This is a genomic window from Bradyrhizobium sp. CCBAU 11386 (assembly GCF_028128955.1).
Classification (GTDB): Bacteria; Pseudomonadota; Alphaproteobacteria; order Rhizobiales; family Xanthobacteraceae; genus Bradyrhizobium.
The window spans coordinates 1-15,616 of record NZ_LBKA01000218.1; the positions used below are offsets into that span (position 1 = coordinate 1).

Here is a 15,616-nt window from a genome sequence, read left to right on the forward strand (position 1 = left end):
GACAAGCTCGCAAGAAACTTCCTCGCTGGCGCCTTCATCGCCGCAGCCGTAATCTGGTGGCTCAATTGAGTCCGGACCCTAGCCCTCGCTGACAGGCGCTCTTTCTCGCACGAGCTCTGAAAGTAGGAGCTTGGCGACCATTTCCGGCGGCAACTTTCCGAGCTGTGTTGCCTTACTTCCGAACGTCGATTGAACATACACGATCGAGTTCTGGACAAAGTATGTCCCGTGGTACACGACACCGTAGATTGTCACGGTCAAGGTTTTAACGACCGCAGGCCTGTCCATGTAGGGCCTCCGCTTGCATTGAATGAGTCATTGAAAAATCAGAACAATTGAACATGATTCTCGTAGGTCTGAATACCCCGGCTCATTCTATTCGTCGGTTTTCCGAGCCCTAATCCGCTGGATGAGGATACCTAGAGCCTATGACCAGTGAGCAGCCCGCGATGATCAGCCAGTGTGGAGGCTGCATCATCTGAAGCTGCGACTGAATCATGTCGAGCATGCTACTTGCCTCTTCGCCTCCACCTGATCCCCCGGCCGATGGCCACCTAGACCGCGCCCATCTTCACACAGATCGCCCAAGCAATCACAAATGCTGGAGAAGGAGGAAAAACCATACGACACCGTTCGGCTCGCGATCCGGCGCAAACTCGCGGTTCGCATCTGTCTCGGTGCCATGAGCCACGATGACCGAATAGGCCCGCCGACGGCTTTTGGCCGCTTGGCTCTGCTCGGTTGGGAGGCCATGAGGTTGACCCATGCCGATCACTGCTTCTCTGTGGGCGGCATGCTAGCGGGAGGTGAGGGTGCTGGCTGTGAGGTTTCTGCTGCGGGCTCTGCAGGCTCACCTTGAGCTCTTCGCCTAGTTAGCCGGACAACTAGCTGCGCGCGGAAATTCGCTACATCTCTTAGGCATCGGCCACCGGGGTTTGGACGACTGGTGGCGGGCCGACCAACGGCTTCGCTGAGCAAAGACCCGCCGGTTCACGCTGACGGGCCTTTGTGGTAGCGCGTTGTGGCGCCGCGGCGATCGTGCGGAACGTCGCGGCATAGGCCGGGGAGGTGCTCTAGGGCGGCTCGGTCGGTAAGATTTAACCGACTGCGCGTTGACTGCGAAAGTACAGCTTGCGCGGCCTCAAGGAGCAGGCTTAGCTCGCATACGGCTTTTGGCGCTCGAGGCTGTACTGATTTAGGCGGCCGAGTAGAGGATATGATTTGCCGTCGCGGCCGATGCGCTCAGGTGGAAAGTTGTTTCGTCGACATCGCGCCGAGCGGACCGCCCACAGTAGGATGAGTTATACCGAGATCGGCGGCGATCGCACCATTTGACTTTTGAGAATTTGCTTGTTGGTCTCCCCGGTGCGCACTTCTTCGGCACGTAGCTGAGGCCGCAGTTGCAGGAAGCATTCGCTTCCACACCGCAGCGGGTGCAGACCATGCGTTGCACGCTGAATTGGACGACCGTATTTTGCGAAGGGTGGGACAGGGGCCTGGCTCCTTTGATGGAGCAGCCGATATGAAAACTTTTTTTGTCATCATCAGCATTTGGCTGCTGATCAACGTTTTGTTTGTGGTTGTGATGACCCCGCCTCGGAAACCGCGGAAGCCAGACGGGTCCAGCTCTGCAGGTCTCACTCCTGTACAAGTTGATCAGAATAGCCATCATTTTTCCGAAGAAGAACGAGTTTCGATCCGTCACACCATCATAGCCGTTGGACTAGGTGCATTCTTCTCATTGACGCCGCCCATAATCCAGGCCGTTGATCAGATCAAGCGACTGATTGAGAAGCGTCGGAAGACGGCTGATTCAATGGACGACGACGGCGAAGACCACACCTAATATCGAGAGCGCGCTCGAGCTACTGCGCGTCGCGCGTCTGGAAAAGCAAGAGCCACGGCCACGTGTCGATCCGCGCTCATTCTGCCGCTCGCCGACCCTGCTCGGTCGGCTCATACAGCTAAGCGCGCATGTGAGCATGCCCGGAACGAATAGACCAGCGACCGTCGACATGCGTGTGGCGTCGGGCAGCCGCTAAGTAAGTAATCTCCCCGATGACAGAGCAAACGGTTTTAGTGTGCTCGGGTCCCATCAGAGCAGCAGTCGTGACCAGTTACTTTCAGATTACTTCCGATAACACCTTAGAGATTACTGTTCGGAGACGACAAGCTGCTCACCAAGCTCGCTCGCACGTACGACCAGGGCTGCCGCATCGCCGTGCACGAGGCGGGCCACATCGTCGCCGCGCGTCTGCTGGGATATCCGCTTGGCGGAGCGACTGTCGATCCTGATCCGAACGGCAAGTATGGCGGTCTGGTTTTGGGAGCCACGCCACAGCGTCGCCTATGGGGGAGATGACGACCTCGACGAGGTGCCAGAGACTTGTGACAATCTCCGGGAGATGATGCCTACAGATGGTGAGCCCCGCGCCGACGCCGCCGACATTGCACGCCCTGAACCGCTGCATCGAACTCGTCGCCGCGTCGGTCGCCGAACGTATGCTTCTTGAAGGCGACCCCGTCCCTTCCGTCAGCGATGTTGAACATGCGATCAAGTATGCGTCGCTGGTTTGTAAATCGCCCAAAGCTGCTGAGAGGTTTCTGCGTCTCTGCGAGGCTATGGCGGATGACTTGCTGCGGCCTTACGGCGATCTCCTGATGGTGCTGTCCACCATCTTGCGCATTAGCGCACGTTGGACGGCGCCGAGATCGACAAGGTCATTTGGGAATTTGAGACGCACAAGGCGCTGGCGATTGAGCACCGGCGGCGCGCAGACTGGCGCAAGGCCCAGGTGGAGGCCGAGCGGTTTCGGGCGCAATGTGTTCCTATCGCTGCCGTGGCCTTGTCACGGTCTGCATCAGATCAGTGCGGTAATCAGTGCCACAACAGATCAGATGGCACGGCGGACGTGCCGTTCGCCTCACAGCGCCGTAGTGGATGGCACTCAGTCTGGCTTTAGCTCTGAGAGCTACTACGACGGAAGATGAACTAAGGCCGCCCCAGCAGTCGGCCTATTTCAGTGCGGCGCCTTTCGCCTTGGGCCTTGCATGGCGCCGCTGAGGAGGTTTCCTTGCTCGGTCCCAGCTAACTGTGCGATGAGCTTGCTTGGACGCTTCGGTAGCATTCGAAACCGACACGAAACACGATACGAACGAAGCTCGCGGTCTACCGAACGCGCCACGGCGGGTCGCTGAGGAGTCGCGCGTCGATGCCGCCGCTCCGGTCAAACAGTCATACTTTTTCGTGCCGCGCGAACCTGATCTCAGCAGAAATTAGTTCTGCCTTGTAATCATGATGACTCTGACTCAAAAACTGAAAATAAGGTGGGGAAAACCATTAGGGAGGAAGGGAATGGAGACTCTCCGCCGCTTGCGCGCGATGGCTTCGTTGTGCCGACAGACTGCTGCCTATCATCCTGATCGAAGCTGGAAGCTACTCGCGGAGGCGGAGTACTGGGAGCACCTCGCCAACGAGCATCTTGTCGAGCACTTCAAAGAATGCATGGGCAGCTCGGTTAGTCCGCAACCGTTAACGGGTGCCAACGCGAACGACGTCCACTCAAACACAGTTGCCGCTGCGTGAAGCCTCGCAAGCAGGCATCCCTAGCGTCTTGAGAACCTTCAGCGGCTCCAGCATCTGATCGCCAAGTCCCCCAAGGGGATGCTGGAGCCGTTTTTCTAGGTCGGTCACAGCTCCCGCTCCATCGCTGGATGACTACGGTTTTTTACCTTCACCCAATGCTTGCTCCGTCCGGCCCGATATGGCCGGTCTCGGCGCTTCGACACTGATCCCTCAAGTCCCATGTTGCAGGCGGCTCGGAAGAGATCAGGCCCAAGTTCGCCCCGCTCAAACGGATTGACGAACACGCCTTCAGGACGCCGTGCCAGCAGCCGCTCCAAGTTCGTCTTCCGCATCGGCAGCGGGAGCATGCGCAGGTCATCACCGCCTTCGGCAAGAATGTCGAAGGCGCAGAACTGAATCTCATCATCATGCTTGCGCGAGTGCAGTGCGTTGAAATCTGAGACGCCATCGACGCCGAGCACGACCGCCTCGCCATCCAACACGAATTACTTCTGGCGGACCTTGCGCGCCGCCTCGACGATCCACGGATAGCGGCTGGCCCAATTGAAGCCGCCGCGCGTGATCAGGCGCACGCGCTCATCGTCGCGCTCCAAACGAAGGCGGTAACCGTCGTATTTCACTTCGTGAAGCCAGTCCGGTCCGCTGGGGACCGTGGTGCCCTTAGTGGGCAGGCAAAAGTCGAATAAAGGCATGCGGGAAAAGTAGGCATTCGCGGCCTGATTAGCGAGATGGAACTTAAGCGGCAGACCGCGGGAGCCGAGGGATTATTTTGAGCATTTCGTTGTGAAAGCACGCCTGCTGCCCCATGCCCGGGAACGGCACGCCAAACAACGTGGCATTGCTTCCGGCAGCCTTTGCAGCCGTTTCAACAATACTCCTGATGCTGACGAGCATAGAAACAATTGCGAGGGGGCGATAGGCGGCAATCCGCTCGCTCAGGCTCTCCTTGGCGGCAAGACATCTCGCTCTTCGTTCAGAGGCGGCTAAATTGTCCACGGGTGTTAGTACGAGATCGTCAAGAAACCAGCCGTATTCCTTGAAGCGATCTAGAAAATCGCCAGCGCTCTGGCCGAGCACGGCCTCCGTGGCGCGTTGCATGTGCCGCAGCATGGCGTTGTTGCCAAAGTAGAAGAAATCGCCGCTGGCAGGTGCGCTCTCGCCGACGAAGAGTGTGGCAATGCGGTCCGGACGATAGCTCGCACGAGTAGTCTCAACATCCATCATGTCAGCGCTTCTCAAAATCGTAATTCTTTCTCGCGATTGGCAGGGAGGGCGCGCTCGGCTGCAGATCCGGTAAGTTCGGACGAGACTGGGATTTGGCAGCCTGCTCATTTTGAGCCTTCAAGCGTTTGCTCGACGTGTCGCGACAGCTTTATGCGCCGCCTCGCTCCGCAACTTCGCTACGGCATTTGCCGCACGTGTAGCCGCCGCCTTCTTTCCAGCGTCTTTCATGAAGGCGTTTGTGCGCTTTCCCTTCAGTTCCTGCCAGTGAGCGCGTTGGAGCTTCAACGCCGTGAGGGAAAAAAGACCAACGTCGTACATCCAGTGATGGTGATTGCACAGCCAAGCCAGATTGTCGGGATCGTTGTTCGAGGCTTCATGATCGAGATGGGCAAGTTCCTCGCCGACCGTTTGGCCGCACAGGCAGCAACCGGGATATGGATATGCGAGCTTAGCAACTCGTCGCGCTTCAGATTGATTGCGTTTCTTCTCGGTCATTCCTCCTGCCCATAGATTTGCGGCGCGCCCTGTGTTCACAACGACAGAAATCGCGGGTCGCCTTCGGCCCATCCAAGATGCAGAGTGCGTCCGTCGGGTAGCACAATTGCAGCGGCCCCCTAGATTGGGAAGGCCGCGAAGGGGGTAATCCAAATTCACCCTAGCCGCGAAAGTGGCAGCTACTTCTTCAACAGTATCCCTATAGTTCGCGCCATTCGCCTCACTGACCCGGCGTGACGGCCCAGCTCGGCTGCTATCTTCGATACGCCAGCGCGTGCACGGGCCAGCCTGACCAAGCGTCGGACTTCCTGCTCGTCCCATTGTTTTGGCTTCGGTGTTTTCATGGCGCGGCGCTCAAGACCTGCCGACCACTTAACCGGTGCGCCTAGTTGCCGACACTTGGGAAATTTACGGGTGGGTGCCTGCCACCACGACGGTCGGCGGTCCGGTATCAAGGGTAGATCGGACCTGCCGTATGCGAGCGCCGGACCGGGGCTTTTGACCCTAAGCCGCCCACCCAAATGTGGAATGAGGCTGACTGCACTATCTTGCCGCGCGGCACTGCTCTGACTAATCTGACTGCTGTTCGACGAGCAGAAGTCTATTCGATTTATCTTTTACCATTCGGAGGAAAATCCAGTGAAGCTAGCTCATATTTTGGCGCCGCTTACGCTAGTCGCGCTAACCGCATTTTGTGCCACGGGGACGATTTCTGGCGCTCAAGAGACCCCAAAGCTGAAAGTCACACCATTGCAGAAGGAGCCTCTGACAGGGCAGCCCGATAAGGAAGTTATCTCGCTGATCGTCGAGTGGCCGCCGGGCGCTGGCACTGGCCTTCACACCCATCCGGGCGACGAGTACACAACCGTGCTCGAAGGAGAGGTCATCGGTCGAAAAGAAGGAAGCGAAGCCAAAACTTATGCGGCGGGACAATCCTACCACAACGAACCTGGCGTAGTTCACGAAGCCAACAACAAGGCAAGCGCTCCAGCAAAAACTTTCAACGTCTTCGTCGTCGAAAAAGGAAAGCCGGTCACGGAGCCAGCGAAGCGGTAGTTACCTCGAAATCCGTTCGTGGCAAATGTCCGCGTCTGGCCCATCGCGTCCGATACTTGCATGTCTCCCCCTTGCGCCGCTCTTCGGGGCTAAGCAGACATTGTGGCGCAAGGTCTAGTAAACGCACTGTCGGACCCAGTAGCCACCGCTCACCCGTATCCACTGGCACGGGCTCGGTGGGGGCTCTTTGATGATCGGCCATCCATGAATGTCGATGTTCGTTGGCGCGGTGATGCCGCGCCAATAGACGGCATTCGCTTCGGAGGAGTGAAAAACCAAGGCTCCGGCGAAGCAGGTAACGGCGATGCAGCACAGCAGGAAACGGCTCATTTGTCTGATCCCGGTGAGACGCCTTTGCCCATGCTAGGCGAGGTCGGCGGTAAAGCCAAGGCACCGAAATTTCGGATGGATGTGTACCTTCGCGCTCGGCGTCATTTCCCAACCGGGTTTTATCCGCACCCACGACGCACAGTATGCCGCTCTCTACAGCATCACCACTAGCCAAGCCGCCATCTTCGCGCTCTTCCGCGTGGTCAATCGCTACGTCGGTAACTCGCAGCCGGTGACCGGCGTCTTTCCCCGACTACCCAGCGCCCGTGATCCGTAACACGGGAAGCCGGGCCCGAAATGACACTCGGTTAAGGGACTGGTTACCAGTCACTGTCACCATCTACATATAGGTCGTCGCCACAAGCGGCAGCGCATTCTAGAACGGTTTGATACTTCGACACGCCCGGTTGGCGGTCTCTTTCAGGAGACGCCCCAAATGTTTAAGGGCTTCACGGTCTTCGTTGTTGCGCTGATCAGTACAGCGCAGGTGGATCAATATCTGACCCACGGTCGGTACACCGACGCGGCCATGGCTATGCTGCGGCAAATTAAGCATGCGTTCGGTTTTTAAGGATTTCCCCATCGGGGACAAATTTGAGGCGCGTGATGGAAGACATTACATGGGCTGATCTCGATGCACATGAGCAACGTGCCATTGCAGTATTGGGAGCCGGACTTTCTACAAAGCTGTGTGACCGCGTCGCTCTCCCGACGTTGAGGCGGCTCGGTCTGGTAGCAGGCTTTCATTTGACAGCTTCCGCACAAAAATTGCGGAGAGACTTTATTAGAGACGAGCTTGGTGGTACGCCTACGAGGAAGGCCGCCTTGTTTGACGGAGGCGAACGCTGCAGGTCCTAGGGGTAATCCTAGGAGAAGCGCTATGACGATTTCGAGGGCGGAGGTGATCACATCGGTCGAGCGGCGGCGCCGGTGGTCGCAGGATGAGAAGGAACGGCTTGTTGCAGCGTCGCTCGAGCCCGGCGCCAATGTTTCCGAGGTGGCTCGCGTGGCCGGGCTTCATGTGAGCCAGCTGTTCAGGTGGCGCAAGGAGCTTTGCAGGCACGGCGAAGCGAGCATAGCGCCGTTTGTTCCGGTCGAGATTGGGCCGTCTGCGCCACCGCGGGAGGTGGCCGAAGCGCCGTTGACGACGACGGCGCGTCGACGGAAGAGCCAGGGCATCATCGAGATTGATCTTGGTAGCGGGCACCGCATCCGGGTCGATGGCGACGTTGATGGAGACGCGCTGCGTCGCGTTCTCGATGCTTTGGTCCGCCGATGATCCCGGTTCCGACGGGCGCGCGAGTGTGGCTCGCGACAGGCTACACGGACATGCGCCGAGGCTTTCCGTCGTTGGCGCTCCAAGTGCAGGAGGTGCTGCACAAAGACCCGCTCAGCGGTCATTTGTTTGTCTTCCGCGGTCGCCGCAGCGATCTTGTGAAGCTAATCTGGCGCGATGGCCAGGGAGCATGCCTTTTTACCAAAAGACTCGAGCGAGGAAGGTTCATCTGGCCATCGGTTGGCGGTGAAACGGTGACGATCTCGCCGGCGCAGTTGAGCTATCTGTTGTCCGGAATCGATTGGCGCACCCCGCAAGAAACCCAGCGTCCGACGCGAGTCGGATAACGGTTTTGGGTTTGAATCTGCTGCTCGATCTGATTCAATGGCTTCATGACCTCGAAGCCGGACGATCTTCCTGCGGATCTTGCGAGCGCCTACATGGCGCTGCTGGCCGAGCGCAAGGCGTTGGAGGTTGAGCGCGATATCGCAGTCGCGGATGCCGCCAGCGCGCGGGCGGAGCTGTCGGACAACGAAGCGCTGATCGCACATCTCGAGCTGCGGATCGAGAAGCTCAAACGCGAACTGTACGGGCCGCGGTCCGAGCGTACGGCGCGGCTGATCGAGCAATTGGAATTGGAGCTCGAAAAACTCATCACCACGGCGAGCGAGGATGAGCTTGCCCTCGTGCCGCGGCTGCAAAGGTACAGAACGTTCGGGCCTTCACGCGCAAGCGGCCGGTGCGCAAGCCTTGGCCCGACGATATCGAACGCGTGCGGGTCGTCATTGAGGCGCCAACGACCTGCGCCTGCTGCGGTGGGGCGCGCCTGGCTAAGCTGGGCGAGGATGTGACCGAGACGTTGGAGGAGATCCCGCGCCGGTTCAAGCTGATAGAGACGGTTCGAGAAAAGTTCACCTGCCGCGATTGCGAGATTCGAACCCATGTTCGACCCGCAGAGGAAGGTGCTACCGATCACGCCGGCATTCTGCTTCGCCCATGCGCGACGGGGCTTCTTCGAGTTGGCTGACATCGAGAAAACCGCCCGGGAAGGCCGCAAGAGCAAACCGGTCTCTCCGATCGCGCTGGAGGCGGTCATCCGCCATTCCGCCATGCGCCGATTGCCCATGGTCGAATTAGAACATATCAGGAACAAAAAGTGGAGCCGCTAGGGCTTGCGCCTTCAAGCATTGACCACACAAAATATTTAGTTCATTTTATTCATGAACAAGATGTAGGAGATGTAGATGTTGAAGATGATTTCCTCGCCCAATGAAGCCATCGCCAATATTTTCAAATTCGAAGCAGAAGTTGAGCGCAGCGTAGATTTGCAAGCACGCCTCGCCTACGCGCGCTCTTGGTATGCCGTCAAATTCGAAGACGGGAAATGGCGGTTCGGTCCGTCGAAATTCGTCGGCTATCAAGACATGGATGCCGAGACCTATTTGGAGGCAGCGGAGAACAATGAGAGCGATGGTCGGAGAACCGAAGCTCAGCTCCAAGCCTATTTCATGGATTGGGGGAGGAGTGACGAACTCAATGCTGCCCTCGTATCGTTCTTAGCCAAGTTCGGTAAGAAGCCGAGTACCAAAGCTCGGATTTTCATTTTGCGAGACAGAAGGCTTCTTACAAAGCAGCCCACAATCGATGACGACGTCGTTACGGCGATGGCAGTAATAGCAAGAGCAAAACTATCTCGCGAGCAGATTAGCGCCTTGGTCGAACAGCTCGAGGATCACTTGGCTTAGATGCTGCGCCAGCGCTTTACAGTGCACAAAACCCCACACGTCAGCTATCGGAAGGCGAGCCGTTGATGGTCGAGGAGACTGATAAAGCCGCGCGGCCGGCGCGAGTTGACCGTCTCCCATTACGGTGACAGTGCACAAAACTCTCGGCGCGGAAAGTGCCCCATCCGCAACGCTGCTCAAAGCCAGTTTTGTCCGCGGTCACCGTAGCTCCTCGGTTCGCAATGCGCTATCGGTAGCGAGCCAAGGACGTTCATGGACAAGCAAGCCGGGCGAAAAAGATCGTGAGTTTCTTCGAGCGTCTCAAGACAGAAGCATCCGTTGAGTGGCGGGCCTACACCGAGCATCCCTTCACGAACGGATTGGCAGACGGCTCGCTCCCCGAAGCGGCGTTTCGTCACTACCTCGTTCAAGACTACCTGTTCCTCATCGAGTTTGCTCGCGCCTACGCGCTCGCGGTCTACAAGTCGCCCAGACTTGCCGACATGCGTGAAGCAGCGGCCGGCCTTTCGGCCATCCTTGATGTCGAGATGAACCTGCATGTGAAGCTCTGCGCCGATTGGGGTCTGTCCCCGACAGACCTTGAACAGACCCCTCCGGCGGCCGAGATGCTGGCCTATACACGCTACGTGCTCGACGCGGGAATGCGCGGCGATCTGCTGGCACTTAAGGTGGCGCTTGCCCCCTGCGTGATCGGGTACGCGGAGATCGCCACACGGCTCGCCTCGCGACCCGATGCGGACGCCGCGACGAACGCCTATCGCGTCTGGATCGCCGAGTACGCCGGCGCGCCGTACCAGGAGGTCGCTGCCAAGGCGCGGGCGCACATGGAGCATCTCGCCGATCTCTACGCCACGCCGGCCCGCGAGGCAGAGCTGATTGCGATCTTCAAGGAAGCCACCCGACTCGAGGCAGACTTCTGGGAGATGGCCTGGCGCGCGGGCCAGCTTGTTCAATAGCCCTTTCGGCAGTGAGGCTCATAACCTGAAGGTTATACAATTACGATGACGATGCTCCTCGATCTGTCGGGTCGAGCTTCCGTCACGATTCCTGAAAGCCTTACAGAAACCACGTCTGTCGGCCGTCCCCGCTAGACCGCATTCATCATTTCGCGTAGTCTTTTCGCACAGCAACATGTCAGCGGAGGTCCTCCGTGGAACATCGCGGCGTCAGCTTCTCGATTGTTGAAATGCGCTATTTGCCCGGCTGGCAGTGGACGGTCGGAAAGGGCCGAACCGTGTCGGTCGGTGTCTGTGCGACGAGGGCGGACGCGATCCGCCAGGCTCAGACTTTCATTGACGCGATTATGGACTGGGCTGCCTAAGCGGCGCTCCTACCTCACCCCCGCCACCACCATCACCACCACCGGCAACGTCACCGCCGCCAGCAGCGTGCCCAGCGCCACGGCGCCCGACACCGGGTTCACCTGCCGAATTACGGTGACAGTGCACGAAACTCCACGAGATCAGGCGACTTCGGTTTAGTGCTGCCGGCGGCCACCGGTCAGTGAGCTTGGCGCCGAGCTCCTTCCTGAGTGAGGTTGACTACGCCTCGATTCTCAGGACGGGGCTCTCCACTGCTACCAATATCCTCTCAACTGGCTACCGACCTCTCGCCTCTGGCTCCCGCGCAGCGGGCTGGAGCGCAGCGACTTAATTGGAAAATCTGCTTTTGCCATTTCATCGAACGGGACAGCAGTGCTGGCTTGAAGAGCATCGCCGCCAGTCACATGTGATAAGGATCGGGGATCGTTGGCCCGACACAGTGGCAACGCACCCACCGGCCTCGTTGAAGGTCGTGTGCGTCCAAATAAGAGCAAGCACGGGCTGCGTTCGAGCACCGCTCGACGCAGTACCTCTACTCAAATGCAACGGCACGAGCCGTCGAGGGAGACCTTGGCGGTTTTTTGCGTGTGGCCAGATATGCGCAAAGAAAAACGGCCCCTTAGGGAAGGTCGGCCAGCCGAGGTTCTTGCACCTGGGTATGGAGATCGGCCGCGCCTTTCATGGGCAGTATGCTGGAAGCGAAATAAAGAGGATCATTTGACCGCGCCCGACGGATTCAGCCGGGCTGACGTGAGAGGGTTTAGCGCGCTTGAGGTGGCGGGCGCCACCGTAGCAGACGATGACGTCGCAATCGGCAGCGCACCTGACCGATGTCTGCTTTCGGGGGTATACAGACATCCCATTTCAAGGGCGTCACGACCGTTTTTGACCCCGGTCGGGGCGGCATAGTTGACGGGGCGGGTCGGTGGTTTTGTCGGGCCGATAGACCCGCCCCTGTACTCGCGCCATCACTTCATTACTTGCAAGTCTTGTCAGCCTTCAAAGCTGTTTCCGCTGATGCCTGCGTCGGATGAGCGGCACCAATAACCTTCATGTTGCCACCAGCGGCAGGCTGGACATTGACAACTTCACATTTCATCGTCGCGGTATCTTGAGCCAGGTAGAACGAGGAAGCACCTGATGGCGGTGCTTGACCGATAGTTTTGTCAGTTTTGTCCTGCGCGAATGCAGGTGCCGCGAATGCGAGGATAGCGGCCGTCGCTAAGAGAACTTTCTTCATAGTGTTTACCTCCAGTATTGAACAGCATGCAAATAAAGACAGCCGATAAAGGTTCCTGGGCGTGACTCCTAATGCGTTTAAATTTTTGAAAGTGAGCAATATTGAACAGCGACTCCGAATTTGCGGGAGCACGCAACTTCTTCGGTTGCGCCGCCAACCTCCGCGCGCAACTTTGCGTTCCAGTCCGCATAGCTACCTGATAGTGTCGGAGAATTCTTTCGCGACGGAATCGGGATTGAAAGGAGGCTTGCTATTGGCGGCACGGTCGGCTGACCACGTTGGGGCTGGATCGCCGATCACGCGACGTGACGCCGTTGTTGCGAGACTATAAATCGCCAATCACCCAGGCACCACGCAAGACCCGGCCGATGAAGATGCCAGTGGCTTGCGAGCACATCACTCTCACGGCGCTACCTCATCCCCGCCGCCACCCACACCACCACCGGCAACGTCACGGCCGCCAGCAGCGTGCCCAGCGCCACCGCGCCCGACACCGGGTTCACCTGCCGCTGATACTGAACCGCGAAGATGTACGCGTTCGCGCCGGTCGGCATCGCCGCGAACAGCACGACCACGCCGGCCGCGGTCGGCGGCAAGCCGAGCAGCTTGGCCAGCACGAACGCCGCCGCCGGCATCGCCATCAGCTTCAGCGCGCACATGACGGCGATACCGAGCTTCTCGCCCTTGACCTCGAAGCGGAACAGGTTGATGCCGAGCGCGATCAGCGCGGCCGGTGATCCCGCCTGCGCGAGCAGTTCGATGGTCTTGTCGACGACGGGATTGAGGCCGAGGCCCGTAAAACGCCAGACCACGCCGAAGCCGATTCCCAGCATCAGCGGGTTGCGCGCGAGATCCGCGAGCACCGGCCAGATGACCGTCAGCGCCGAGCCGGTCTGCTTGCGGCCGACAAGCTCCATTTGCAGCGTGCCGCAGAGCCAGAGCAGCGGCGTGTTCACGGACAGGATCAGCGCCATCGGCCCGGCGGCCTCGTTGCCGAGCGCGGAGAGCGTCAGGGGAATGCCGAGCATCACGATGTTGCCGTAGACCGAGCCGATCGCGAACACGACGCCGTCCTCGCCGGTGTCGCGCCCCTCGCGCAGCAGCGCCGAGAGCGCCAGCGCCGCGATCCAGGTGATGGCGAGGGCGCCGTAATAGGCGCCCCACATCCTGAAGGGGCTGACGTCGGGGAATTCCGACACGACGATGGTGCGGAACAGAAGGGCAGGGATCGCGATGCTGAAGGCGAATTCGGAGATGCCCTTGTGCGCGGTCTCCGAGACGAAGCGAAACAGCACCGCGGCATAGCCTGATGCGATCAGGGCAAACACCGGCGCGACGATCAACACGGTGGCCATGCGCCCCCTCTCCTCACGGGGATATCAGCCGACCACCCCACGCACTCTCGATGATGCCATCATGCCCCTGTTTTGCCCGACGTGTCAAAAGCGCTTCGTAAAATCCGTAGAGGTTATCAAGGGTTGGCTACTGTGCATGGGGTTGTTTTCGCGGTTTTTGTTTTGAGGGTCCCGGGGCCAGCGGTGGAAACCGATCTCGCCAGTCTCGCCAGAGGGTTAGCCGGAGTCCTTCCCCGCTCACAGCTGTCATCCTCCGCGAAAGCGGGGGATCCAGTACGCCGCGGCTCCTCGGGGAACGTCAGGCATCTCTGGAATACTGGGTCACCCGGTCAAGCCGGGTGACGACAGCGGAGGAGAAGCCCCGCCCTGTTGCCGAGAGCGCACACGTTCCGACCTTTCGCCTTCGCCCTCGTTGCCAACGAACGGCGGTTCACCCACACTCCGCCCGACCAGACATTTGGGGGGATCGATGCCGGCGTTTCACTTCAGGAAGTCCGTTCTTGCCGCCGTGTCGGGGCTTGCCCTGGCCGTCCTGGTCCACCCCGGCGCCGGCTTTGCCTACACGCAGGAAGAGCAGCAGGCCTGCACGCCGGATGCGATGCGGCTGTGCGGCGAGTTCGTGCCGAACGTCGATGCCATCACCGCCTGCATGATCCAGAAGAAGGCGCAGCTCTCGCCGCAATGCAAGGTGTTCTTCCGCCAGGGGCCCGAGCCGGGCGAAGCCCGCGCCGGCAAGCCGACCAACATCGCGCCCAAGAGCACGCCCAAGACGGCGAAGAAGAGCACCAAGCCGGCGCCGAAAGTGGCCAGGAAGAAGAAATCCGAAGAAGGCTGAGCGCGGCAGGCGCGTTCCTTCCCTGAAACCCAGGCCCGGGCAAAAGCGCGAAGCGCGGCTTCGCGCTTGACGGCATCGGCTTCACGACAGCTACCGGACTCGTTTTGTTCGCGCGCCTTGCGCGCCTGCTTGCGGCAATTACCGCCACAGGCGATCGAAAAGAGTCGCGGGACGATTTGCGCGGCAAGGTTGCATTCCGGCTTTCCCCTTCTCGCTGCTCAAAAAAACAACGATTGCGCGCAGCGGAGGCGCTTCATTGCTGTTCGTGTCTTGTCGCGCGCAGCAGTGTGACTCAAAAGCCAACACGTCTTGTTATTTCGTGGCGGCGACGCAACTGTCAGTAAATTTTTCTTTCACGAATCAGCGCGCTGATTCATTTTCGTGGCCTGGGGTCAATCTGGAGGCCGAAGGTATGAACGTTATTGTTTTTGCATCGCGTAAAGGCGGCTCGGGCAAGAGTACCCTGGCCGCACATCTCGCCGCGCAGATCAAGGCGAACAAGCAGGTCATGCTCGTGGACGCGGATCCGCAAGGGTCGCTCACGCTGTGGCACAAGCTGCGGGGCACCAACGAACCGCCGATCAAGTCCGCCGTGAACTCCGTCAGCGGCATCGTCTCCGCTGCCAAGCGCGACGGATATGAATGGGTGTTGATCGACACGCCGCCGAACCTGTCGGCCGTCGTCGACGACGCGATCCGCAACGCGACGATGGTGATCATTCCGGCGCGTCCCGGCGTGTTCGACGTCAACGCGGTGCAGGAAACCATCCAGATGTGCCGTGCGGCGCGCAAGCCCTACGCGGTCGTGCTCAACGGTGCGCCGGCGCGCCGTGACGACGCCGAAAGCCCGATCGTCACCATCGCCCGCGAGGCGCTGGCGAAATTCCGTGCTCCGGTGTGGGGCGGTCAGATCACCAATCGTTCGGATTTGTTGATGGCACTCAGCCACGGCGAAGGCGCGCGGGAGTATCAGGCCGAGAGCCGTGCGGCTCAGGAGATTGCAAGGCTGTGGGCGGCGATCGAGCGTTCGGTCAAGGCCATTCGCGGCACGGCGTCGGCGTCCGGCGCAATGCACAAGCAGGCGGCGTAATTTTCATAAATCATTCCCCGGACGAAAAACGCGCGGATGTCCGCGCGTTTTGCGTTTTGGGC

At 59.5% G+C, this 15,616-nt stretch carries 16 protein-coding genes and 3 pseudogenes; 13 read left to right on the top strand and 6 right to left on the bottom strand.

The window, feature by feature from the left end:
* Positions 1-1,522 precede the first annotated feature (1,522 nt).
* A complete protein-coding gene (locus XI09_RS18310; RefSeq protein WP_271568073.1) occupies positions 1,523-1,846 on the top strand; it encodes a hypothetical protein in 324 nt (107 codons plus the stop codon).
* A 1,844-nt stretch (positions 1,847-3,690) separates the two neighbouring features.
* On the opposite strand, the pseudogene XI09_RS18315 reads toward XI09_RS18310, so the two are convergent.
* The 3 genes and pseudogenes from XI09_RS18315 to XI09_RS18325 form a co-directional block, all read right to left on the bottom strand.
* Positions 3,691-4,278 (bottom strand): annotated as a pseudogene (locus tag XI09_RS18315) (ATP-dependent DNA ligase).
* Positions 4,279-4,321: 43 nt separating this feature from the next.
* Entirely contained in the window at positions 4,322-4,810 is a 489-nt protein-coding gene (locus tag XI09_RS18320) for a hypothetical protein (RefSeq protein ID WP_271568074.1), read from the bottom strand.
* Positions 4,811-4,927: 117 nt separating this feature from the next.
* The gene (locus XI09_RS18325) at positions 4,928-5,305 is read right to left on the bottom strand and encodes an HNH endonuclease (protein WP_271568075.1); all 378 of its coding nucleotides are present in this window, start codon (positions 5,303-5,305) and stop codon (positions 4,928-4,930) included.
* Positions 5,306-5,944: 639 nt separating this feature from the next.
* On the opposite strand from XI09_RS18325, the gene XI09_RS18330 reads away from it, so the two are divergent.
* Entirely contained in the window at positions 5,945-6,361 is a 417-nt protein-coding gene (locus XI09_RS18330) for a cupin domain-containing protein (RefSeq protein ID WP_271568076.1), read from the top strand.
* 114 nt (positions 6,362-6,475) lie between these two features.
* On the opposite strand, the gene XI09_RS18335 is transcribed toward XI09_RS18330, so the two are convergent.
* Positions 6,476-6,691: a hypothetical protein gene (locus XI09_RS18335; protein WP_271568077.1), complete on the bottom strand. Its 216-nt coding sequence runs from the start codon at positions 6,689-6,691 to the stop codon at positions 6,476-6,478.
* A 121-nt stretch (positions 6,692-6,812) separates the two neighbouring features.
* Between XI09_RS18335 and XI09_RS18340 the strand changes: the two are divergent.
* From XI09_RS18340 to XI09_RS18375, 9 genes and pseudogenes are all read left to right on the top strand, one after another.
* Positions 6,813-7,017: pseudogene (locus XI09_RS18340) on the top strand (hypothetical protein); the annotation flags it as partial.
* 110 nt (positions 7,018-7,127) lie between these two features.
* On the top strand, positions 7,128-7,262 hold the full coding sequence (locus XI09_RS18345; RefSeq protein WP_271568078.1) for a hypothetical protein: 135 nt from the start codon (positions 7,128-7,130) through the stop codon (positions 7,260-7,262).
* A gap of 309 nt (positions 7,263-7,571) precedes the next feature.
* On the top strand, positions 7,572-7,970 hold the full coding sequence (tnpA, locus tag XI09_RS18350; protein WP_271568079.1) for an IS66-like element accessory protein TnpA: 399 nt from the start codon (positions 7,572-7,574) through the stop codon (positions 7,968-7,970).
* Positions 7,967-8,314 carry an IS66 family insertion sequence element accessory protein TnpB gene (gene tnpB / locus XI09_RS18355; protein WP_271568080.1) on the top strand — a complete coding sequence of 116 codons (348 nt, stop codon included), beginning with the start codon at positions 7,967-7,969 and terminating at the stop codon, positions 8,312-8,314. Before tnpA ends, tnpB begins: the two co-directional genes overlap by 4 nt.
* Positions 8,315-8,359: 45 nt before the next feature.
* Positions 8,360-8,898: pseudogene (locus XI09_RS18360) on the top strand (IS66 family transposase zinc-finger binding domain-containing protein); the annotation flags it as partial.
* Between the two features lie 10 nt (positions 8,899-8,908).
* Positions 8,909-9,136: a hypothetical protein gene (locus tag XI09_RS46220; RefSeq protein WP_442869606.1), complete on the top strand. Its 228-nt coding sequence runs from the start codon at positions 8,909-8,911 to the stop codon at positions 9,134-9,136.
* A 75-nt stretch (positions 9,137-9,211) separates the two neighbouring features.
* The gene (locus tag XI09_RS18365) at positions 9,212-9,712 is read left to right on the top strand and encodes a hypothetical protein (RefSeq protein WP_271568081.1); all 501 of its coding nucleotides are present in this window, start codon (positions 9,212-9,214) and stop codon (positions 9,710-9,712) included.
* Positions 9,713-9,993: 281 nt separating this feature from the next.
* A complete protein-coding gene (gene tenA, locus XI09_RS18370; RefSeq protein WP_271568082.1) occupies positions 9,994-10,668 on the top strand; it encodes a thiaminase II in 675 nt (224 codons plus the stop codon).
* Between the two features lie 194 nt (positions 10,669-10,862).
* Positions 10,863-11,033: a hypothetical protein gene (locus XI09_RS18375; RefSeq protein ID WP_271568083.1), complete on the top strand. Its 171-nt coding sequence runs from the start codon at positions 10,863-10,865 to the stop codon at positions 11,031-11,033.
* Positions 11,034-12,010: 977 nt separating this feature from the next.
* On the opposite strand, the gene XI09_RS18380 is transcribed toward XI09_RS18375, so the two are convergent.
* Positions 12,011-12,274 carry a hypothetical protein gene (locus tag XI09_RS18380; RefSeq protein ID WP_271568084.1) on the bottom strand — a complete coding sequence of 88 codons (264 nt, stop codon included), beginning with the start codon at positions 12,272-12,274 and terminating at the stop codon, positions 12,011-12,013.
* A gap of 410 nt (positions 12,275-12,684) precedes the next feature.
* On the bottom strand, positions 12,685-13,629 hold the full coding sequence (locus XI09_RS18385) for an AEC family transporter (protein WP_271568085.1): 945 nt from the start codon (positions 13,627-13,629) through the stop codon (positions 12,685-12,687).
* A 469-nt stretch (positions 13,630-14,098) separates the two neighbouring features.
* Between XI09_RS18385 and XI09_RS18390 the strand changes: the two genes are divergently transcribed.
* Both XI09_RS18390 and XI09_RS18395 read left to right on the top strand, forming a co-directional pair.
* Complete coding sequence (locus XI09_RS18390) at positions 14,099-14,464, top strand: hypothetical protein (RefSeq protein ID WP_271568086.1); 366 nt, start codon at positions 14,099-14,101, stop codon at positions 14,462-14,464.
* Between the two features lie 412 nt (positions 14,465-14,876).
* Complete coding sequence (locus XI09_RS18395) at positions 14,877-15,554, top strand: ParA family protein (RefSeq protein WP_271568121.1); 678 nt, start codon at positions 14,877-14,879, stop codon at positions 15,552-15,554.
* Positions 15,555-15,616: the final 62 nt, after the last annotated feature.